Source organism: Sphingobium sp. TB-6, assembly GCF_012927365.1.
GTDB lineage: Bacteria > Pseudomonadota > Alphaproteobacteria > Sphingomonadales > Sphingomonadaceae > Sphingobium.
Genome location: NZ_JABBGL010000004.1, coordinates 266,276 through 287,993 on the forward strand (window position 1 = coordinate 266,276; position 21,718 = coordinate 287,993).

20 protein-coding genes are annotated in these 21,718 nt (G+C 62.7%); 1 reads left to right on the forward strand and 19 read right to left on the reverse strand.

The annotated features are described in order from the left end of the window. Positions 1–3 precede the first annotated feature (3 nt). The 15 genes from HHL26_RS08220 to HHL26_RS08290 all read right to left on the reverse strand — a co-directional run bounded on the left by HHL26_RS08220 (position 4) and on the right by HHL26_RS08290 (position 15,110). Complete coding sequence (locus HHL26_RS08220; RefSeq protein WP_240962393.1) at positions 4–1,509, reverse strand: type II and III secretion system protein family protein; 1,506 nt, start codon at positions 1,507–1,509, stop codon at positions 4–6. After that, entirely contained in the window at positions 1,496–2,422 is a 927-nt protein-coding gene (gene cpaB / locus HHL26_RS08225) for a Flp pilus assembly protein CpaB (protein ID WP_087575395.1), read from the reverse strand. Before cpaB ends, HHL26_RS08220 begins: the two co-directional genes overlap by 14 nt. A gap of 70 nt (positions 2,423–2,492) precedes the next feature. Next, positions 2,493–2,690 carry a Flp family type IVb pilin gene (locus HHL26_RS08230; protein WP_066556171.1) on the reverse strand — a complete coding sequence of 66 codons (198 nt, stop codon included), beginning with the start codon at positions 2,688–2,690 and terminating at the stop codon, positions 2,493–2,495. A 24-nt stretch (positions 2,691–2,714) separates the two neighbouring features. Continuing rightward, complete coding sequence (locus HHL26_RS08235) at positions 2,715–2,906, reverse strand: Flp family type IVb pilin (RefSeq protein WP_066556169.1); 192 nt, start codon at positions 2,904–2,906, stop codon at positions 2,715–2,717. Between the two features lie 653 nt (positions 2,907–3,559). Then, positions 3,560–4,345 (reverse strand): hypothetical protein, encoded by a 786-nt coding sequence (locus HHL26_RS08240; RefSeq protein ID WP_066556168.1) that lies wholly within the window; start codon positions 4,343–4,345, stop codon positions 3,560–3,562. Positions 4,346–4,494: 149 nt separating this feature from the next. Continuing rightward, positions 4,495–6,162, reverse strand: a complete 1,668-nt coding sequence (locus HHL26_RS08245) for a histidine kinase (protein WP_237229992.1) — start codon at positions 6,160–6,162, stop codon at positions 4,495–4,497. 155 nt (positions 6,163–6,317) lie between these two features. Then, positions 6,318–8,231 (reverse strand): excinuclease ABC subunit UvrC, encoded by a 1,914-nt coding sequence (uvrC, locus tag HHL26_RS08250; RefSeq protein ID WP_066556165.1) that lies wholly within the window; start codon positions 8,229–8,231, stop codon positions 6,318–6,320. A 250-nt stretch (positions 8,232–8,481) separates the two neighbouring features. Further along, positions 8,482–9,096 (reverse strand): ATP synthase subunit B, encoded by a 615-nt coding sequence (locus tag HHL26_RS08255; RefSeq protein WP_066556163.1) that lies wholly within the window; start codon positions 9,094–9,096, stop codon positions 8,482–8,484. Further along, positions 9,089–9,583, reverse strand: a complete 495-nt coding sequence (locus HHL26_RS08260; protein WP_066556162.1) for an ATPase — start codon at positions 9,581–9,583, stop codon at positions 9,089–9,091. The genes HHL26_RS08255 and HHL26_RS08260 overlap by 8 nt, the downstream gene beginning before the upstream one ends. An 88-nt stretch (positions 9,584–9,671) precedes the next feature. Continuing rightward, positions 9,672–9,899, reverse strand: coding sequence for a F0F1 ATP synthase subunit C (locus tag HHL26_RS08265; RefSeq protein WP_004207392.1), 228 nt, complete (start codon positions 9,897–9,899; stop codon positions 9,672–9,674). Between the two features lie 56 nt (positions 9,900–9,955). After that, positions 9,956–10,741 (reverse strand): F0F1 ATP synthase subunit A, encoded by a 786-nt coding sequence (locus HHL26_RS08270; protein ID WP_066561580.1) that lies wholly within the window; start codon positions 10,739–10,741, stop codon positions 9,956–9,958. Positions 10,742–10,789: 48 nt separating this feature from the next. Continuing rightward, on the reverse strand, positions 10,790–11,113 hold the full coding sequence (locus tag HHL26_RS08275; RefSeq protein ID WP_066556161.1) for an AtpZ/AtpI family protein: 324 nt from the start codon (positions 11,111–11,113) through the stop codon (positions 10,790–10,792). A 177-nt stretch (positions 11,114–11,290) separates the two neighbouring features. After that, positions 11,291–11,692, reverse strand: coding sequence for a YdbL family protein (locus tag HHL26_RS08280; protein ID WP_066556160.1), 402 nt, complete (start codon positions 11,690–11,692; stop codon positions 11,291–11,293). Then, the gene (locus HHL26_RS08285; protein ID WP_066556158.1) at positions 11,689–11,877 is read right to left on the reverse strand and encodes a YnbE family lipoprotein; all 189 of its coding nucleotides are present in this window, start codon (positions 11,875–11,877) and stop codon (positions 11,689–11,691) included. Before HHL26_RS08285 ends, HHL26_RS08280 begins: the two co-directional genes overlap by 4 nt. After that, complete coding sequence (locus tag HHL26_RS08290) at positions 11,874–15,110, reverse strand: YdbH domain-containing protein (RefSeq protein ID WP_066556155.1); 3,237 nt, start codon at positions 15,108–15,110, stop codon at positions 11,874–11,876. The genes HHL26_RS08285 and HHL26_RS08290 overlap by 4 nt, the downstream gene beginning before the upstream one ends. Before the next feature lie 139 nt (positions 15,111–15,249). Between HHL26_RS08290 and radC the strand changes: the two genes are divergently transcribed. Beyond that, positions 15,250–15,945 (forward strand): DNA repair protein RadC, encoded by a 696-nt coding sequence (gene radC / locus HHL26_RS08295; RefSeq protein ID WP_066561579.1) that lies wholly within the window; start codon positions 15,250–15,252, stop codon positions 15,943–15,945. Positions 15,946–16,003: 58 nt separating this feature from the next. Here radC and HHL26_RS08300 read toward each other — a convergent pair whose 3' ends face one another. The 4 genes from HHL26_RS08300 to scpA form a co-directional block, all read right to left on the reverse strand. After that, positions 16,004–16,375: a tRNA-binding protein gene (locus HHL26_RS08300; RefSeq protein WP_066556154.1), complete on the reverse strand. Its 372-nt coding sequence runs from the start codon at positions 16,373–16,375 to the stop codon at positions 16,004–16,006. A gap of 87 nt (positions 16,376–16,462) precedes the next feature. Then, on the reverse strand, positions 16,463–18,463 hold the full coding sequence (locus tag HHL26_RS08305; protein ID WP_066556153.1) for an acetyl/propionyl/methylcrotonyl-CoA carboxylase subunit alpha: 2,001 nt from the start codon (positions 18,461–18,463) through the stop codon (positions 16,463–16,465). A gap of 103 nt (positions 18,464–18,566) precedes the next feature. Next, complete coding sequence (bioB, locus tag HHL26_RS08310; protein ID WP_066556152.1) at positions 18,567–19,565, reverse strand: biotin synthase BioB; 999 nt, start codon at positions 19,563–19,565, stop codon at positions 18,567–18,569. Then, positions 19,565–21,718, reverse strand: a complete 2,154-nt coding sequence (gene scpA, locus HHL26_RS08315) for a methylmalonyl-CoA mutase (RefSeq protein ID WP_066556149.1) — start codon at positions 21,716–21,718, stop codon at positions 19,565–19,567. Before scpA ends, bioB begins: the two co-directional genes overlap by 1 nt.

Below are 21,718 nucleotides of genomic sequence, written 5' to 3' on the forward strand. Positions count from 1 at the left end.
TGCTCACAGCTCATATCCGCTGGGCGCCTTGCCCGATGCGGGTGCTTCCTTTGCCGGCGCGGGCGCATTTTTGGGCGCTTCGGGCGGCATTGCATCCGGGTTGAGCGGGTTGATGCCCACCGCCTTGTCCGTCCGTCCCATCAGGAACAGGTCCAGCTCATGCGGCGGCCTGACCCGATCGGTGGGCAGGCTGACATCCTCCGCCCGCATCGGCTTCACCAGGCGCGGGGTCACGATGATGACCAGTTCGGTCTCGCTCTTCTGAAAGCCGCTCGACCGGAAAAGCGCGCCGATGATGGGGATGGAACCCAGGATCGGGAACTGCCGCACGGTATCCTGGAAATCCTTGCGCAAAAGCCCCGCCAGAGCGAAGGACTGACCATCGCGCAATTCCAGGGTCGAACTGGCCCGGCGGGTCTGCAACCCAGGAATGGTGAGGCCATTCACCGTCACCGATGCCGAAGGATCGATGGAACTGACTTCCGGTTCCACCACCAGATTGATGATGCCATCTTCCAGCACGGTCGGCGTGAAGCCGAGGCTGACGCCGAAAGGCTTGAACTCGATGGTGATGGCATTGCCGCCATTACCGCCCCCACTGCCGCCGCTATTGCTTTGCGCCACCGGGATCGGGAACTCGCCGCCCGCCAGGAAGGATGCCGTTTCACCCGAAAGCGCCACCAGCGTCGGCTCGGCCAGCGTGGTCACGACGCCCTTGCGCTCCAACGCGTCGAGCGCGCTGGTGAGGTTGAGGCTTCCTATCGAGTAATTGGCGGCGCCGATGCCGAAGCTGTCGAGGATCTTGCCGAGATCCACGATCGGCCTGCCATTGGCATCGGACAGAATCGCGGAAGATTGCGCCGCGTTACCGATGCCGCCCACCACTTTGCCGCTGTCGGACAAGAAAGCGGTGTTGATGCCGAACTGCTTGGCCGCACCGCGCGACATTTCGGAGAAGCGCACTTCCAGCATCACCTGCTGCGCCGCGCCGACCGAGAGCATGTTGACGACCTTGTCCCCGGCATAGGTCTTGGCGATCTGCACCGCCCGATCGACCGCCGCCGCGCTGGACACCGTGCCAGTCAGCACCACCGAGTCATTGGACATGCGCGCGCCGATCTGCTGGCCGGGCAGCAGTTCCGACAATTGCCGCTTCAACGTCACCACGTCCGGCCCGACCGCCACATCGACTACCGCGATCAACATGTTGCGGCTGTCGTAGAGCGTCAGGCTCGTCGTACCCGGCTTCTTGCCCAGCACATAGACCGACCGGTTGGTCATGGGCAGGATGTCGGCTATTTCCTGATTGCCGATCAGCGCCTTTGAAAAGGGCCGGTCGACGGTCAGCACCTGGCTCTTGTTGAGCGGCACGTCGAGCTGACCGGCATGATTGGCGTTGCTGACGTTGAGCGAGGCGATCTGGGCCTGCACCTGCATGGGCAGCAGCGACGCTCCGGCGCTCAGCGCCAGGAAGAACGCCTGCATCGGCAAAGACTTAGCGGGAACCATAGCGCTTCACCTCATAGCTGGTGCCGGTCATGCCGCGCACGATTTCGACCGATGCGGTTGACGGCAGGGCGTTCGTGTTCTTCGGCACCGCGCGGCGCGTCGGACGGAAGGCGGACGCGGGACGCGGCGGCAGATAGGCGAGGTCGGCAACGCGGCCCCGCGGGCCAGCATAGCCGCCGACATAAGCGCCGTCGCGCAGATCCTCGATGCCCACGGTTTGCACCGCCGGATTGGGTTTGTCGGTAAGGTTGCGCAGGACCAGGGTGAGCTGGCCGACCTGCTGGGCCAGAACCAGCTTCTGCGCGTCGACCTGATTGACCTCCAGCGTGGCGGTCTTGCCGACGGCCGGATCCTTCGACGTGTCGTTGGCGTTCTGGTCGATGGCGATCACGCGGGTTCCTTGCAACAGGACGTCGGTGATCTGCTGGCTGCCAGCGACGGGGTCCGTCAGCGTGCGCGTGACGAAGACATCGACGGTATCGCCAGGAAGCACGAAGCCGCCCGCGGCGGCCACATCGCTCACGCGCACGGCGACAGCGCGCATTTCAGGAGCGAGCACGGCGGACATCGTTGCGCGCCCGCCTTCGCCCGAAAGCTTTGAGGTCAGGATCGGCTCGCCTGGCTCGATCTGGCGCAGAACGACCCGGCCCTTACCGAGCGAAGTCAGTTGGATAGGATCGCGAAAAGCGCCCGGCGGCACCGAATTGGCGGGCCAGTCTACCACGCGTATCTTTTCGGCGGTCACCGCCGATCCGAAGGGTAGCGACACGGTCGCCACGACGACCTTCGCCATACCGCCATCTGCTTGCGGCGCCTTTTCGGCGCTGGTCAAATAGGAGTTGGCGATGAAAACGGCTGCGAGGCCCAGCAATATTGCGAGGCCTAGAACGATAAGAGATCTGCGCTGCCCCACGACAACCCCCCCCGGAATTGAAGGTTACGGGAAGGCCAGCAAAGTAACCAGCCTTCCCATTTTTATGAATTTAGCAGTTCGCTGCAGGCGCGTTGCCGGTACCAACCGTCGCAACGCAGTTGGTGGCAGCGTTCATCGAGTTCTTGATCGCGCCGCCCAGGTTCCAGGCAGCCAGGGCAATGCCGGTGCCGACAATGGCCAGGATCAAAGCATATTCAGCAGCCGACGCACCACTCTGATCAGCCCAAAGGTTCTTGAAAAAAGTCATGTCTTTTACCCCTATAGCTATTGTTTAGCAGGTCGGCGCCACATTCGTGCCAACCGTCTTGATGCAGTTGGTGGCAGTGTTCATCGAATTCTTGATCGCCCCACCCAGGTTCCACGCGGCAAGCGCAATGCCGGTGCCGACGATCGCCAGGATCAAAGCATATTCAGCAGCCGACGCACCACTCTGGTCAGCCCACAAGCTCTTCACAAAAGTCATAACTTTTACCCCTAGTAGCTGGGAGCAACCCCCAGTCGCTCTTGCTCAGCTCCACGGTAGGGGCCTGTCCACCTCGCGACCCCGGCGTCGGTATCCTCCGATCGCCAGGCAGTTGGCAGTTCCCGTAGAACTTGGGATCAAATTGAACCAAAGCAGATGCAAGTCAACACGGTAAAAAAAGCGTATATTTATCAATAGCTTATTGCAATTTTTTGTTAACCTTTTCTGGAAACCAGAATTGTTACCCTAAGTAAACGACATCATTTTTAAATATATCTTTGGATATATGTCTTTAGAAAATTATAGTTTGTTTTTAGCTTTACTACGATCTTCATTTCATCCGATCTTTTCAATTCCAACTAAAATCCAGAGTTACATGGCTAATTCCATTTTTTTACTTATACAAAATGGAAGCCGTTCATAGATAAAGAAAATGCTATTTGACTGGATAGTTGGGAAAAAGGATAAGAATTGCCTGCGCGGCTAATACCTTCGTTGTAGGCTATTCGGCGCGTGGAGGTCCGACGACTTGAGATGAAAAACCGCCAAGACCCGCACGACTCATCGCGAATCAGCCGCGACTCGTCGCGGGAAGATCAGGAAAATAAAGCCGTTTAAATCTGTCCCGTTTTGGGAAAATGCGCCGGTTCGCGTTACTTTACGCTGACACGTTGACGGAAGGTGACATTCACCCGATCCGACAGCAACAAATAGGGAAGCCAGATCGCGGCGCTGATCAGCACCTTCTTTACATTGCCTGTCAGCATGTCGAGCAATGCGGCATCCACGCCGTGCGGCACATTGTCCATCCCGGCCACCAGCTTGGCAATGCTGAGCTGCGCCAGCAAATCCACCCCCCACACCATCACCAGAAAGCGCGGGAACAGTGGCGCCAGCCGCAGCGCCATGGCGAAGGCAAACATGTAAAGGCTCGACAGGATCACCACATCGGCCAGCATCACGCCGTAAAGGCCGATGAACCAAGACGGCGAATAGCTGCCCAGCGCAGGAATGGAGCTGAGAAACTCCAGCGTCCGCACCGGCACATTCACCGCGATCCCGATCAACAGCGACGCCATCACGCCATAGAGGCCGAATTGCGACATCTCCCGCGCTTTCAGGCAATCGAGTTTGCGCCAGCGTCCCACCTGCGCCAGGCGGAAGGCGGGCTGCGCATGAATGCGTCCTGCGGGAAACAGCTTCAACCCCAGCAGCAACGAGCCGACAGGAGCGCCCACGACCAGCAGATAGGGCAGCAGCCCCGTACCACTCGCCCAGGGGGGTCCATCATAGGGCGTCGCGGGAAAGGCCAGCCGCAGGCCGCAGGCAAAGGCGGCGGCCAATACCCAGATGGCGACGATCCGCTCCAGATTGACCTGCATCGACAGCACGACGGCCACGCTCTTGCGATAGAGATGGTCCTTTACCACTCGCACCATGGAAACCGGACCTCCTTCGAACGCTAAGCCTGGTCGCGACTATCCGCGATCCTGGTAAACGCCCGGTAAATGCGCGGCCGCGCGGAAAGTTCTGCCCGGCAGTCCTAAATATGGGGAGGCGGCTGGAAAAGCGAAACCCCGGCCTGCGCTCATTTCCGCGGAATGGTGATGCGGATCGTCGTGCGTCCGCCGATATTCTGAAGGAACACTTCGCCGCCCAGCGCCTGAATACGCCGCATCAGCGAGCGTGAGGGCACCGCCCCGCTCGATCCCAGCCGCGCCATGTTCGGCACGCCGTCATCGCTCACCTGAAGGGCGATGCGGTTGCCATCAGGCTCCAGCAAGAAATCGATCGCGCTCGCCCCCGCGTGGCGCACCGCATTGGCGACGATCTCCCGCACGGCGAAGCTTAGTTCCCGGCCGATCATCGCACTGGTAGCGCAATTGCCGTCCTCCACCTTCAGGTGGCAGCCTATACCCCATTGCTCGCCCAGCGACCGCACGACCATCGCCAGCGTTTCGGGCAGATAGGCGAAATCCTCCTCATCGGCTTCGGGGTTGATAATCCAGCGGATCGTGGCGATCTGGTCTTTCGCGATGCGGTCGACATTCTCGATCACGGCGCGCGGCTCGACCCGCCGACCGCCCAACAGCGGCGCGATCTGGAAACGGATGCTGGCCAAGGCCTGCAGGACGCTGTCATGCAATTCCCGCTGCAACCGCTCCCGCTCGCGCGCGCCGGCGATGACATGGGCAAAGTCCAGGCTGTTGCGGACCGTCAGCTCCTCGCAAGCGCTTTCGAAGACCCGCTGCGCGATGGCGGCCCGATCCTCATGGAAGGGATCGCCCAGGCAAGCCGCGCCCACCGCTTCGAAGGTGCCGATCGTCACCCGCACGGTCAGCACCCTCTTCGTATCCAGCAACGCGGTCCACGCCTGCCCGCCCGCCGACAGCGTGCCCAGCATGGGAATCCCGTCGGCCGACAGCGAAATGGACGCACCCCTCGACCGGTCGTGCCAGCCAGTGCCCGCCGTCAACAGATTGCCCAAACCGATGGACGGCATCTCCCGCGCCGCGCTGCTGGCGAAGCGCAGGGGTTCATGGCTGGCCATGCGAAACAACACCGCGACGGCATCCCCTCCGGTCGCGAACCTCAGCGCCTGAAGCATGAAAGAGCCATGATCGCTCTTGCCGGTCGGCAATTCGCCCTCCAGCAACCGCTTGCCCTTCTCGAATTCCAGCAATGTTTCCCGCCGCGGCCCGAGCAGCGCGCCCGTCACCAGGATCGCCACCGCCAGATAGCAGGCCCGAAGCACCAACCGCTCCACTTCAGGCTCTGCCGGCAGAGAGGCAATCTCGTCGATCCATGTGGCGCCGACCACTATGGCGCCCCCCAACAGGGCGACCAGCAGATGAAATCGCCGCCGCACGATCAAAGCTACTTCCATCGCGACGAAGAAACCGCCGGAGAAATAAGGGCTGTTGGAAGGGTTCGTCACCATCAGCAGAGCGAGGAACAGCAGCGTATCCAGCAATACCACCGGCCTGCGAATCCGCATGTCCGTCACCCAGGAGCGTGACGACAGGAACACCGCCGAAAGCGCCAGCAACAGCATGAGAAGAACCAGCACATGCTCAGCCACCTCCGCCCAATGGCGAACGCTGGAGAAGGCGAAGCTGACGAAGGCATAGATGACGGCCAGCAACAGGCGAGTGAAATCCAGCGTCTGCCAGGGGCGGAGCGCCGACAGGGCGCGCATATCCCACCAGCTCAAGCGCATCGCGAGTTCGCTCCGCCCATTCATCGCGTGAAGCACATCCCCTATCCGACCCTGAGGCTTTATGCCTTTGCAGGCTGCATCTTATGGAAAGGAAATCATGCGGCGGTCAAATGGCGATCCGCTCATCGCAAAGATAATCGGACATGCGGATCCTGACGGTCACAGGGGCAGCACCGGCCCCGGTCGTGAGGTCAGCCGTGAAAATAGTCGTAGACCTGTTGCGCCACCGCCTTGGATACGCCGGGCGCCTTCAACAAATCTTCCAGCGCCGCGCTTTTCACGGCCTTGGCGGTTCCGAAATGCATCAGCAGCGCCTTCTTGCGGGAAGGGCCGATGCCGGGCACTTCGTCGAGCGAACTGACGGTGATCGCCTTGCTGCGCTTTTGCCGGTGCGCGCCGATGGCGAAGCGGTGCGCCTCGTCGCGCAGGCGCTGGAGGTAGAAAAGGACGGGATGGTTGAGCGGGAATGATATCTCCCGACCATCCGGCATGTGAAAGACCTCCCGCCCCTCGCGGCCATGATGCGGCCCCTTGGCGATGCCGATCATGCAGACATCCTCTATGCCCATATCCTCCAGGATCGCGCGGGCGGCGGACAATTGCCCCTTGCCGCCGTCGATCAACACCAGATCGGGCCATTCGCCGCTGTCGCGATCCGGATCTTCGCGGGCCGCCCGGCCAAAGCGGCGCTCGAACATCTCGCGCATCATCGCGAAATCGTCGTTGGAGGTTTCGGGATTCTGCATGTTGAACTTGCGATAGGCGTTCTTGCGGAAGCCTTCTGGCCCGGCGACGACCATCGCGCCCAGGGCATGGGCGCCCTGGATATGGCTGTTGTCGTAGATCTCGATCCGGTCGGGCACGCCATCCAGCCCGAAGGCCTCGACCATCTCCTCCAGCACCTTGGCCTGCGTCGTGGTTTCCGCCAGCCGCCGGTCGAGCGCCTCCACCGCATTGCGCTGCGCCTGCTTGATCAGGCGGGTGCGGTCGCCGCGCTGCGGCACCTCGATCCGCACCTTGGAACCGATGCGTTCGGTCAGCGCCTGCGCCATCAGTTCGCATTCGGCGGGCGCGCGATCGGACAGGATCAGCTTGGGCGGCGGCACCTCTTCGTAGAATTGCGCCATGAAGCTGCTGAGCACCTCATCCTCCGCCACCTCGGCGGTGTGGACAGGGAAGAAGCTGCGATGGCCCCAATTCTGCCCGCCGCGAATGAAGAAGGCCTGGATGCACATCGACCCGCCCTTGGTCGCCAGCGCGAATATGTCTGCATCGCCCAGCCCCTCGGCGTTGATCGCCTGGCTGCCTTGGATGAAGGTCAGCGCCTTCAGCCGGTCGCGCAGCACCGCCGCCTGTTCGAAATCCATCGCGTCGGAAGCCGCCTGCATGGCCTCGCCCAGCTTCTTCTGCACCGCGGTCGATTTGCCGCCCAGAAAGTCCTGCGCGTCCTGGACCAACTCAGCATAATGGGCGTCGTCGATCCGTCCGACGCAGGGCGCGGAGCAGCGGCGGATCTGATAGAGCAGGCAGGGACGCGAGCGGTTGGCGAAGAAGCTGTCGGTGCAGCTTCGGAGCAGGAACAGCTTTTGCAGGGCGTTGATGGTCCGCGTGACCGATCCGGCGCTGGCGAAGGGGCCGTAATAGCGGCCCTTATATTTGCGCGCCCCGCGATGTTTCTGCACACGGGGGAATTCATGATCCTCGCGCAGCAGGATGAAGGGAAAGCTTTTGTCGTCGCGCAGCAGGACGTTATAGGGTGGGCGGAAACGCTTGATGAGCTGCGCTTCCAGCAACAGCGCCTCAGCCTCGCTATTGGTGGTGACGATCGTCATGGAGCGCGTTTGCGCCACCATGCGCTGGAGCCGCTTTGGCAAGCGATCCACCTGGGTATAGTTGGTGACCCGGTTTCGCAGCGCCCGCGCCTTGCCGACATAAAGCACGTCGCCGCGCGCATCCTGCATCCGATAGACGCCGGGACGCGTCGGCAGAGTCTTCAACGTGTTGCGGATCGCCTCTACGCCCGCATCGATATCGGGCTGGCTGCCGGTGACGGTAGAGGTGGCTTTGTCTTCGTGAAAACGATCGGGAGATTGAGGACCGGACATGCGGCAGAGATAGCGGTCCCGGCAGGGATCGCAATGGCGCCCGCCGATCAGTCTGACAAAATACGGCTGTTCGGGCGGATAGGGGACGCTTCCTGTTTCGTCATTCCCGCGAAGGCGGGGATGACGAACTTCGAAAATGTCCGGAAATGGCCAATCCTAGCCATAGACTGCTCTGGCGCCGATGGCTCAAACAGAAAGGGCCGGTGCGACAATCCGCACCGGCCCTTTTTTCCTAACCATCAAACGGGTTTCAAACGCTAGGCCCGAGCCCCTTGATCGCGTCGTCGACCAATATCTTGTCGGCCTTGGCATCATGCCCCTGCGCGATCAGCGCCCCTGCTGCATTCGTCGCAGCGGTCACTGCCTTGGACCGGATATCGGCTATCGCCGCGCGTTCGGCCGCGCCGATCTTGTCTTCCGCCATCTTCTGACGACGCACGACCAGAGCGGCGGCATTGGCCTTCGCATCTTCCAGCAGCGTAGCCGCTTCATGCTCGGCCGACTTGCGCATGGCATCGGCTTCGCCGGCCGCCGCAGTCAGCTTGGCTTCATATTCCGCCTTGAGCGCTTCGGCTTCGGTCCGCAGCTTGGAGGCTTCCTCCAATTGCGTCTTGATCTGCGCGATGCGGCCGTCCAGCGCGCCGCCGATCAGGCCGGGCACCTTCTTGAGCAGCAAAATGCCGATGAAGACCGCCATCGCCAGGCTGACCCAGGCCGTGGCGTCCATGCCGACCGCCTTTGGGTCGGTGTGCGGCGCCACGCCTTCATGGGCGACGGTGCCGACCGGCTCCATACCTTCCGAATGGATTGCCTGATTCATATGCGGGGCTTCCGCCTCACTATGCTGTGCTGCTGCCTCAGCCATGGGCCAGTGCCGCCTTTACTGCGTTGCGGGCTGCCTCGTCCGACGCGTCCACGCCGGAAATGCGAGCCACCATGTCGCGCGCTGCATCAGCGGCAACGGTTTCAATCTCTGCCATGGCCGCGTTGGACGCAGCCTTGATGCGGGCTTCGGCCGCGCCGATCTGGCCTGCGATTTCCGCATCCGCGGCTGCAAGCTTGACTTCGGAGGCCTTGGCCGCTTCCGCCTTCGCCTTCGCCAGCATGGCCTGAACGGCTCCACGGCTTTCGGCGTCACGGACCCGATAGTCCGCCTCCGCTTCATCGGCACGGGCGAAAGCCGCCTTGGCGGCATCCAGATCGCCGGTGATCTTCGCGTCACGCGCATCAGCCGTCGCCTGAACCTTGGGCACCATGCCCAGGCCGATGACGAAGAAAACGAAGCCGAAGGTCAACAGCAGCCAGAAGATCTGCGATGAGTAGGTTTCGGCAATTTGCGCGATTTGAGGCATTTTTCGGTCCGTCCGATCAGGGCGCGGTCAATCAAAGGACGGGCATGGAGGCCATGAAGGCGCTCCCTGCCCGACCAAAAGCGGCTTTTTAGGCCACGAACACCAGGATCATGGCGATAACGAACGCCAGCAGACCCAGAAGTTCCGCCGCGGCGAAACCGATGAACAGGCGGCCCTGCTGACCGTCGGCGGCGCCGGGGTTGCGCAGCGCGCCTTCGAGGAACGAGCTGAAGACGTTGCCCACACCGAGGGCGGCGATGCCCGCACCGATGGCGGCTAGGCCAGCACCGAGCAGCTTTGCGGCTTCTGCGTCCATGTCGTAAACTCCCTTTTCTAAACTCTAGTCAAACGTTGAGGAACTAACGGAAATTCTTAGTGCAGGTTTTCGGCATCGTTGATGTAGACCGAGGTCAACAGCGCGAACACATAGGCCTGGATCACCGCCACCAGCACTTCCAGGGCGCTGATGCCGATCATAAGGATGAAGCTGGCGCTGCCGACCGTGAGGCCATAGCCGACGCCCGCGTTCGATGCGTTGATGACGAAGCCCGCCAGCACCTTGAGCAGGACGTGACCGGCGGTCATTGCAACGAACAGTCGCAGACCAAGGCTGAACGGACGCACCATGAACGAGATCAGCTCGATCGGGAAAATGACCGGGATCATCGGCAGGGGCGTGCCGTGCGGCACGAACAGCGAGAAGAAGTGGAGCCCATGCTTCCAGAAGCCAACCCCCAGCACGATCGAGAAGCTCATGATCGCGAGCACGCCGGTCGCGGTGAAATGGCTGGTGAAGGTGAAGGGGTGCAGGCCGACCAAGCCCAGCGGCAGCAGGCCGAGCAGGTTCGCCAACAGGATGAACATGAACAGCGAGAAGACGTAAGGAATGTACTTCTTGCCGCCCTCACCCACATTGGCGATCAGCAGGCTCTTGATGAAGCCGGTCATATATTCGACCGCCATCTGCCAACGGCCGGGGACCAGTTCCCGCTTCATCCCGCCGACGACGAAGATCCACAACACCACGGCGGCGGCCACCATATAGAGCGCGCTGTTGGTGAAGGCGATGTTGAAGCCGCCCAACGACAGATGATCCGTACCGAACAGCGGTTCGATCGCAAACTGGTGCATCGGATCGATTTTGCCGGATTGTGCCACGCTGGACCCCTGTAACGTCATTGCATTCGGACTAAGACAAAAGCGTCCCTATTGGTCGGGACGCTTCGTCGTCGTCAATCTGATGATGTTCCTGAACGCCGCCACGATCCCAAGACCGAGGAATGCCAACAGGAGCCATGGGGATGTCCGCAGAAAGTAGTCCAGAGTCCCACCAACCACAGCACCGCCAGCAAGACCGCCGATCAGCTCCGCGAGAACCCTGTTGCCCAGGCGCGACCCATCGTCCGCCTGTTGCACCTGTGTCCCCTGTCTGACCTTTTCGGCGTGTTCGGCCTGCGCGATCCGCTCCTCCAAAGAAGTGATCCGCGCATCTTCCCCCGCCGGGTCCTGCCCCGGTACATCCGCCGCCATCGACCATCCTTTCCGTTAAGGCTTTCAAACCCAACGTCAGGCGGCATGGCGCTTGCGGCTGCACCCGTCAAGGCGCGGCCCGTTTAGAAAGGGCTTTCGGGAGTGTCAACCGTCGATGGGCAGGAGAATTTCCCGTCCAGACGAAGCTGGGTCAAAAGTCCACTAGCGCGGCGGAAATCAGCCAGCCGTCGCGCAATAGGAGGGCAATGCGATCGGCCCGGCCCCCTTGGTCTGCCACGCACCGGCGCCGATGCGGTAGACCTGACCCTGCTTCACCCGGCTGCTGAGCGTCTGGCATCCAGTCGCGGCGGCGACATCCTGCACCGTCACGCCACGCTTGCCTGCCAGGTCCGTATAAACGGCCCGGCGCTTGATATTGATCGATTCGACTTCCGAACGCACCGCGTCGCTCACCGAACCGGCAATGCCGAGATAGCCGTCGGCCTGTTCGCCCACCGCGCCCGACGCCATGGCGGCAGCGACGACGCCCGACTGCGCGCGCGCCGGAGAGGTCATGACCAGCCCGGTCGCCAGCGCGACCGCGGCAGAGGCGGCGATCATCAAAAACTTGCGTGTCATTGCGGGAACAACTCCGGGTTATTCTGGATCAAATCCTGCGCATCGCGCTGCAGGCGGACGACGACTTCCTGCTGTATCTTCACATTGAGGTTGATTTCGATCGGCTTGTCCGGGGCCTTCACCTGGATGCAGCCCCCCAGAGCCAAACCGGCGAAACCCGCCGTCATGATCGTTCGCTTCTTCATTTCTGCTCCCCGTTTCGCATAGTTTCGCTTTCGGCAGGCTGAACTGCAACCCCGCCCTCACCCATTTTCAGGCGCATCTTCTCCTGCATCTGGTCGCCAATGCTGTTTTGTATGAGCGTTGATGGGTCGATGAAGGACTGCGCCGTCCCCAGCAGCCCGCGGAAGGGCGCCGCGATCCGCACGTTGAAGATGAAGGGCAAGCCCGTGAAATTGCGCGCCAGACCTGCGGGCGCTCCACCGATCTGTCCGCGATTGACGCCATTGAAGACGACATTCGTCACCATCTCGCCGTCCAGCGCACCGTCCATCAATATGGTGAGGCATTTATATTGGAGATTCTTGAGCGCATCGAAGGCCAGCCGCCCCATTGCGCCCAGTTGCTCGTTCGACACCGGCCCGACATAGGACAATGTCCCCGACTGGCGCGTGGGATCGCAGGGAATCACGGGCAAGACTCCCTCGGGCATCATCAGGGGCGGCATGCCCTGCTGACGGGCGGTCAATACACCGCCCGCCACGCGCCCGCCCTGCGCGTTGAAGATCAGAGGCATGATGCCGTCGAACGTGCCTGTCGCGGAGATATTCTTGAGGTCCATCGCCTGGATGAAGGCTCCCGCATCCAGTCCGATGACCCGGAAAGTCAGATAACGGTCGACATCCGCGCTGAAATCCATGGTGGTCGGCAAAAGCACCAGTTGCCCGCCTGAAAAGGGCCAGCCGCCGCCTTCGATCCGCACCTTCTGCCCGGCCTCCAGCCGATAGCGCACTACGCCATCGCGCACCTCCACACCCGGATTGACGACCCTGATTCGCATCTCCTGCCCCGGCGCGCTGACCAGGCCGAGCAGATCGGTGAAGTGCAATTCTCCGGACAATCCCTCGACAGGACCGAAGGCGGCAGCCAAATTGGCGTTATCGGTGCGGAACCGGCCGTCGCTGGTCACATGTGTGCCGTCCCAGCGGATATGCCCCTCTCCGCTGACCATCGCCGTCACATTGGCCACCACGCCGAGCGCCAACCGGGTCACATCCTCCGGCTGCAAGGCCGGACCAAAGGACAAGCCAGGCACGGCCAGATCGGCCTTGCCCTTCCCGCTGCCCAGATCATGCGAAATCACGGCCCGGGCGACCAGGCCATCATTGCGCGGCGCCCGCAACGAGCCTGTCGCCGCGATCCGCCCATCCTTCAGCGTCAGCGCGAAATCGGGCACTTTCAGCGGCTCGAACCGCCCCGGGGACTGCGCGTCGCGGACCGTCAGCCCTGCCGCCAGCTTGAGCGCTCCGGCTGCGAAGCTCCATTGACCGGCGCCATTTTCGACGATCAGCGGCACAGCGCCGATCCTGCCACCCACGCCCGTCAGAGTGCCGCCAAAGCCCTTGCCCGCGACCTTGCCTTCCAGCGTCGCGGCGGTCAGCCGAACCGGCGCTTCCCCTGATCCGATAGACAGATCGGCGTTGGCGATCGCAAAACCTTCCCGCCCGATGGCGATCCGCGCCCGGTCGGCGGTAAGGCGCATCGGACTGTCGCCGCTCTTGCCCGCCAGAGCCAGATTGCGGATTTCCGCGCCACCCCGCACGCCGGAAGGTCCGGCAGCGAATAGCGGCCCTTGACCGATCGGGCATAGGGTCTGCCGGGCTCGCCCGAGCGAGAAACTGCCATAGCGCGCATCAATCAGGGAGACCGGCACGCAATGCGGATTGACCGCCAACGAGCCATCGGCGCTCCATCGCCCCTCGACCGGCGCCACCAGTCCCCGCAGCCGTCCACCCGGAAGCGGCCCGTCGAGCCGCACCGTGGTGGAGAATCGCGTGTCCCCCCTTGGTCCGGCGACGAAGTGCACTGGCTCGAGCGACAATTTGGCTTCACCCGCCGCATAGGGTTCGAGGAACAATTGCCCACCAAAACCGCCGCCCGGCCGCCGCCCCAGCCGCAACGCCGCCTTGGGCAGTCCGCCGCCTTCCGTCGTGACCGCGCCGTCAAGCGCCCAGTCGATCGCCATGCCACCCTTGCCCGGCCAGCCGATCGTTACGCGTCCGTCACCCGGAATCGTCGCCCGCGCACCGCTGCGTGCCAAAAAGCGGGTGTCGGTCAGGACCAGACTGCCGCCCTTCCCGCGCTGAGCGAAGGCCAGGGTAGTTTGCAGGACATTATCCTCACCCGCCCGCCGCACGGCATCGGCCAGCCGCGCCGCAAGCGGCTCTACCGGCGTCCCTGCTGTCGATTCGCGCGCCCCGGCCAGGGGATCTCTCCCGGCCAGACGCAATTGCCGGGCCGACAGACGCCCTTGCAGAGCCGCCCCATCCTTGCCGACATGCCAGGCGCCCTGGAGATCGGCGGGCCCGGCCAGGGCGCCCGCCGCCGACAGCGCGGCCGCCTTGATTCGCGCCCTTCCCGCCGTCACCGCGGCCGTCCCGTCGAAATCGATCCGGCCCGAAGGCTGCGCCAGGACCATGCCGTTGGATTTGAGCGCCTCACCCGCCAGATCGACATGGCCACTCCAGCGGTCCAGCGCCTTGCCCAGCCAGACATCCACATCCGCCGCCGGTTTCGCCATGGCCGTGCCTGCATCGCGGCAGGCCAGCGCCTGACCGCGCACCGGCCCGGAGAGGTGAGGACGTCCATCCCGCATCGCGACATCCAGCATCGCCCGCATATCGGCCAGGCCGCAACTCTTGCTTCCGGCATTCGGCATCGCCGCCGCCAGCCTGCCGCGAAAACCCGACCGCAAATTCCCCTGGCCGTCGATCTGCATGCCGACAGGCCCCGCGTCGGTATCCAGCCGCAGCCGCGCATCCTTCAACCCGAGCACGATGTCCGGCAGGCTGAACGGCGCTGTGGACCGGGGATCACGGAACTTGTCGATCTCTCCCAGGTTCAGGGCGCCATTGCGCAGCGAACCGCGCATCCGGACGCCCCCGGCCCGTACCGCCGCCACCTGCGGCGTCAGCCCGGTGAAGGCAATGTCGACCTCCACCCAGCGCGCAGTCAGATCGGGACGGGCGGGATTGCCCAGCACGATATTCTCGATACGCTGGGTGCGCAGGCCGATATTCGTCAGGTCATAGCTGCCTTCCACCCCGCGCCTGTTGAGTTCGCGGCTGATGAAATTTTCGGTTATGGGCGCGCGCTGCGTCCATAGCGCGGCCAGGACCAGCACGAGCGATCCCGTCCCCACTCCAAGCCAGCGGAGCCAGCCCCGGCGAATCTCCTTTTCGCCGTCTTCATCATCCATGCCTATGGCCAACCCCGGCTTTCAAACGCGCTGTTAAGTCCGTAACGCCTGCACAACGTCCGATCACCCCTAAATATCCTTGCTCGATAAATGCGCAATGAATAGCGTCGCGCTCCGCGAACGGGGGACGGATAAGATATTGCCGGAAAAGGATTTGAAGACCGCCCATGACGGCGCAGGGCATCGCGCGAGGCTGCGCCAGAAGCTGGCGGACAGCGGCGGCGAGGCGCTGCACGACCATGAGTTGATCGAATATCTGCTCGCGCTCGCCATACCGCGCCGCGATACCAAGCCGCTGGCCAAGGCGCTGCTGCGGGAATTTGGCGGGATCGGAAGCCTTATGACGGCAGATTGGCAGGCGATCGCCCGCGTCCCCGGCATGGGTGACACCAGCATAGCCGCGATCAAGATCGTCCAGGCGACGATGCTGCGGACGCTGCGGAATGAGGTGGCGGAAAAGCCGGTGCTGGCGAGTTGGCAGGCGTTGCTGGACTATCTGCGCGCCGACATGGCCTTTCTGACGGTGGAACGGGTGCGGGTGCTGCATCTCAACAGCCGCAACATGCTGATTCGCGACGAACATATGGGTGACGGATCGATCGACCAGGCGGCGATCTATACTCGGGAGGTTATCCGACGCGCTATCGACCTCGGTTCAGCGGCGTTGATCCTGGTGCATAATCATCCCAGCGGTTCACCGGAACCCAGCCGCCAGGATATAGAGATTACCCGTCAGATCGCCGAGGCAGGCAAAAGGCTGAACATCGCGGTGCATGACCATATCATCATCGGATCGCAGGGACATAGCAGCCTGCGCGCCAAGGGGTTGATTTAGAGATCGCGTCTCGCTTGACCTGAAAGGGTGGGTTGCGGACATCATTTCCGCCATCCCCTCAAAACAACCGCGACCCGTCCGGCACCATCCGATCAGGCGCAAACAGCACCACCGCCCCTGCCTCGTCCGCAAAGCCGAGCGTCAGCACTTCGGACAGGAATTTGCCGATCTGGCGCGGCGGAAAGTTGACGACAGCGGCAACCTGCCGTCCGGGCAAATCCTCCAACGCATAATGTTCGGTGATCTGCGCGCTCGACTTTTTCCGTCCGATCCCCGGCCCGAAATCGATCAACAACTTATAGGCGGGCTTCCGCGCTTCCGGATAAGGCTCGGCCGAGAGGATCGTGCCGACCCGGATATCGACGTTCAGAAAATCGTCGAAGCCGATGATGTCAGCGGCCGCTGCCGCAGGATCGTGGTTCAGGTGCATGCCGGCATGCTAATGCCGACCATCAGGCAAAGTCGAGAGAGGCTGCGACGCCACCTCTTCGACCTCACCCAAAACAAGATGGCCGGATTATTCCAGTTCCAGGATGATCGCGTCGACCGGCAGGCTTTCGCCCTGCGCGGCGGAGACGCTCTTCACCGTGCCCGCCTTCTGCGCGCGCAGGATATTCTCCATCTTCATCGCCTCGATCACCGCAAGCGGCTGGCCGATCTCGACCTTGTCGCCTTCCTTGACGTTCAACGCGACCAGCAGGCCTGGCATCGGGCAGATCAGGAAGCGTGACAAATCCGGCGGGATCTTCTCGATCATATGCTTCGCATGCACCGCCGCATGGGCAGGCAGGACGCGCAGCTTATGGCTCGCGCCATGAGCCGTCAGCACGAAGCCAGAGCGTACCGGAGCGATCTTCACCGCCAGTCGCTCCTCACCGAACTCCGCCTCGATCAGCCGGTCGCCGGGGGTATATTCCAGCGCCAACTCGATCGCCTCGCCGTCCACGGTGACATCGTCGCCGTTGATCACGACGTCATGGATCGCGTCCCCGATCTTCACCTGCCAGTCGGTCGGCGGAGCAAGGCGCTTGCCCAATTGCCCCTCGATCCGGCGGGCGCGATCCGCCTGCGCCATGGCGGCAAAGGCGCCAATGGCCGACAGCCGCTTCAACAGCGTTTCGGAAGCCGGGGCGCCGATGAAGCCCTCGGGATATTCCTCTGCAATGAAACCAGTGGTGATGTTGCCCGAGCGGAAGCGCTCATGCTGCATCAGCGCAGAGACGAAATCGATATTGTGGCCCGGCCCCTCGATCTCGAACTGGTCGAGCGCCACGATCTGCTTGTCGATCGCTTCCAGACGCGTCGGTGCCCAGGTGATCAGCTTGGCGATCATCGGGTCGTAGAACATGCTGACCTCGCCGCCCTCGACCACGCCGTCATCGACGCGCACCTTGGCTCCGGTTTCATCGGCTCCGGACTCAGGCGGATTGTAGCGGATCAGACGACCCGTCGAGGGCAGGAAGCCGCGATAGGGGTCTTCGGCATAGACGCGATTCTCGATCGACCAGCCGTTGATCTTCACATCCTCCTGACGGAAGGACAGTTCCTCGCCATTGGCGACGCGGATCATCTGCTCGACCAGATCGAGGCCGGTGATCTCTTCGGTGACCGGATGCTCGACCTGCAAACGGGTGTTCATTTCCAGGAAGTAGAAGCCGTCGCCGGTCTTGTCCGCACCCGACACGATCAGTTCGACCGTACCCGCGCTGAAATAGCCCACCGCGCGTGACAGGGCGACGCACTGCTCACCCATCTTCTTGCGCATTTCAGGGCTGACGAAGGGCGACGGCGCTTCCTCGACCACCTTCTGATGGCGACGCTGGATCGAGCATTCGCGCTCGTTCAAGTAAACGATGTTGCCGTGCTGATCGCCCAATATCTGGATTTCGATATGGCGCGGGCTTTCGATGAACTTCTCGATGAACACGCGATCATCGCCGAAGCTGTTGAGACCCTCGCGCTTGGTCGCCTCGAAGCCTTCGCGGACGTCCTGCTCGGAATAGGCAAGGCGCATGCCCTTGCCGCCGCCGCCGGCCGACGCCTTCATCATCACCGGATAGCCGATCTCGTTGGAGATGCGGACGGCATGTTCGGTGTCCTCGATCACGCCGACAAAGCCGGGGACGACATTGACGCCGGCTGCCTTGGCGAGCTTCTTCGACTCGATCTTGTCGCCCATCGCGGCGATGGCGTTGGCGGGAGGGCCGACGAAGATGATGCCCTCAGCGTCCAGCGCCTTGCGGAAGCTCTCACGCTCCGACAGGAAGCCGTAGCCCGGATGCACGGCATCGGCGCCGGTATCCTTGCAGGCCTGGATGATCTTTTCGGCAATCAGATAGGATTGGGCGGCGGGCGACGGGCCGATATGGACGGCTTCGTCCGCCATCAGCACATGCGGCGCGCGGGAGTCGGCGTCCGAATAGACCGCCACGGTCTTGATGCCCATCTTCCGCGCGGTGCGGATGACGCGGCATGCAATTTCGCCACGGTTCGCGATCAGGATCTTGGTGATTGCCATTATCTATCCTTGCCCCAGTCCTATTCCTCTCGGCCCATTTGGGCTGAGTTGCCGATGTCCGCCTTCCTGAAGAGAGCAGGCAGCCACCGGCATGTGTGTTGAATTATTCAGCCGCTTCCAGATGCCCGTGCGGCTGCGCCATCATCGGCGTCAGGCCCAGCTTGCCGAGCAGAGCGGCGTCCTTGTCATCCCCGGCATTGGCCGCCGTCAGCAGCTTGTCGCCGGTGAAGATGCTGTTCGCGCCCGCCATGAAACAGAGCGCCTGACAGGCTTCGCTCATGCTCTCGCGTCCGGCGGAGAGCCGCACCATCGAGCGCGGCATGACGATCCGCGCGACCGCGACAGTGCGGACGAACTCCACCTCGTCGATACGGCCAAGCGGCGTGTCCTTGAGCATGTCGCCCAGCACGGTCCCGGCCACCGGCACCAGCGCGTTGATCGGCACGCTTTCGGGATGCGGCATGGTGGCGAGCGCATGGAGGAAGCCGATGCGATCCGAGCGCGTCTCACCCATGCCAACGATCCCGCCGCAGCATACATTGATACCGGCGTCGCGGACATTTTCCAGCGTCTCGATCCGGTCCTCAAAGGTCCGGGTGGTGATGACGTTGGCGTAATTTTCCGGCGAGGTGTCGATATTGTGGTTGTAATAATCCAGCCCTGCATCCGCGAGTTGCTTCGCCTGATCCGACGACAGCATGCCCAGCGTCATGCAGGTTTCCATGCCCATCTGGCGAACGCCCTTCACCATTTCGATGAGCTTGGGCATGTCCCGTTCCTTGGGATTGCGCCACGCCGCGCCCATGCAGAAACGGCCCGAACCATGATCCTTGGCCTGCGCCGCCGCCTGAAGCACGGCCTGCACGTCCATCAGCTTGGTGGCTTTGAGGCCGCTTTCCGCCTCGGTCGACTGGCTGCAATAGCCGCAATCTTCCGGGCAGCCGCCCGTCTTGATCGACAGCAGGGTCGAAAGCTGCACTTCATTGCGCGGGAAGTTCGCACGATGGATCAACTGCGCCTCGAACATCAGGTCGTTGAAGGGCAGGTCGAACAGCGCGGCGATCTCGTCGCGGGTCCAGTCAGTGCGAGCAGTGGTGGTCATTATGCGGCTTCCTCTAGCCCCGCCGGGGGCATGTTGTGGCCGAGGAGGCGCAGCACATCGGCGGCGCATTCCACGACGTTGGAGCCCGGTCCATAAATCCCCTGAACGCCCGCGTCACGGAGATAGTCATAATCCTGCGGCGGGATGACACCGCCCGCAATCACCTTGATGTCGTTGCGGCCCTTTTCCCGAAGCTGCTTGATGAGGTCGGGAATGAGCGTCTTATGTCCTGCGGCAAGCGACGAAGCGCCTACCACGTCCACGCCGCTCTCCAACGCCAGCACCACCGTTTCCTCCGGCGTCTGGAACAGCGGACCCGACACGATGTCGAAACCCATGTCCCCAAAAGCCGACGCGATCACGTTGGCGCCCCGGTCATGACCGTCCTGCCCCATCTTGGCGATGAGGATCTTCGGCTTGCGACCGAGGCGCCGCTCGACGGCCTGCACCCCGTCAAGAACCTGTTTCCAGCGGCTGTCCTGCGCATAAGGCTTGCCATAGACGCCCTTCACCGGCGTCGGCTGCGTGCCGTAGCGGTTGAAGCTGTCCTCCATGGCGGCGCTGATTTCGCCCAGCGTGGCGCGGGCGCGCGCTGCCTCGACGGCATGGGCGAGGAGGTTGTTTTCGATCGACTGCGGACCGGCCGCGGCTTGGCGCAGCGCTTCCAGCGCGGCCTGACACGCTTCCTCGTTACGCTCCGCCTTGACCCGGTTGATGCGGGCGATCTGGGCCTCGCGTACCTTGGTGTTATCGACCTCCAGCGTCTCCAGCAGGTCTTCATTGGCAAGCCGATATTTGTTGACGCCGACGATGACGTCCTCGCCCCGGTCGACGCGTGCCTGACGCGCTGCGGCGGCGGTTTCGATCATCGCCTTGGGCCAGCCGGCCGCGACCGCCTTCGCCATGCCGCCTTCGGCCTCGACGCGGTCGATGATCTCCTGCGCGGCGTCGACCAGTTGCTGGGTCAGCGCCTCGATATAATAGCTGCCGCCCAGCGGATCGACGACATTGCACATGCCGGTCTCTTCCTGGATGACGATCTGCGTGTTGCGCGCGATGCGGGCCGAGAAGTCGGTCGGCAGAGCGATGGCTTCGTCCAGCGCGTTGGTATGCAGCGACTGCGTGCCGCCCAGCATCGCCGCCATCGCCTCGATGGTGGTGCGCATGACATTGTTATAGGGATCCTGCTCGGTCAGCGACACGCCCGATGTCTGGCAATGGGTGCGCAGCATCTTGGAGCGCTCGTCCTGCGCGCCCAGCTTCGTCATCACCCGATGCCACAGCACGCGCGCGGCGCGCAGCTTGGCGATCTCCATGAAGAAGTTCATGCCGATGGCGAAGAAGAAGCTCAAACGACCCGCGAACTTGTCGATATCGAGGCCGCTCGCCACGCCATAGCGCACATATTCCGCGCCATCCGCGATGGTGAAGGCCAGCTCCTGCACCTGCGTCGCCCCGGCTTCCTGCATATGATAGCCGGAGATGGAGATGCTGTTGAACTTGGGCATCTCGCGGCTGGTATAGCCGAAAATGTCCGAGATGATCCGCATCGAGGGTTCGGGCGGGTAGATATAGGTGTTGCGGACCATGAACTCCTTCAGAATGTCGTTCTGAATGGTCCCGTCCAGCAGCTTGCGCTCGACCCCTTGCTCCTCGCCCGCGACGATGAAGAAGGCCAGGATCGGGATCACCGCGCCGTTCATGGTCATGGAGACGGACATCTGGTCGAGCGGAATGCCGTCGAACAGGATCTTCATGTCCTCGATGGTATCGATGGCGACGCCCGCCTTGCCGACATCCCCGACGACGCGGGGATGGTCGCTGTCATAGCCGCGATGGGTGGCAAGGTCGAAGGCGACGCTGAGACCCTTCTGACCGGCCGCAAGGTTGCGGCGATAGAAGGCGTTGGATTCCTCGGCGGTCGAGAAGCCCGCATATTGGCGGACGGTCCAGGGACGCCCCGCATACATGGAAGCGCGCACGCCGCGCGTGAACGGCGCGAAGCCGGGAAGGCCCGGATCGACGGTCACATCCTGCGCCGTGTAAAGCGGCTTCACCGTGATCCCCTCGGGAGTATCCCAGTTCAGGTCCTTGCCCTTCACCTCCTTGGCGGCGGCGGTGGCCCATTGATCCAGCGTCGGCTTCTCGGTCAT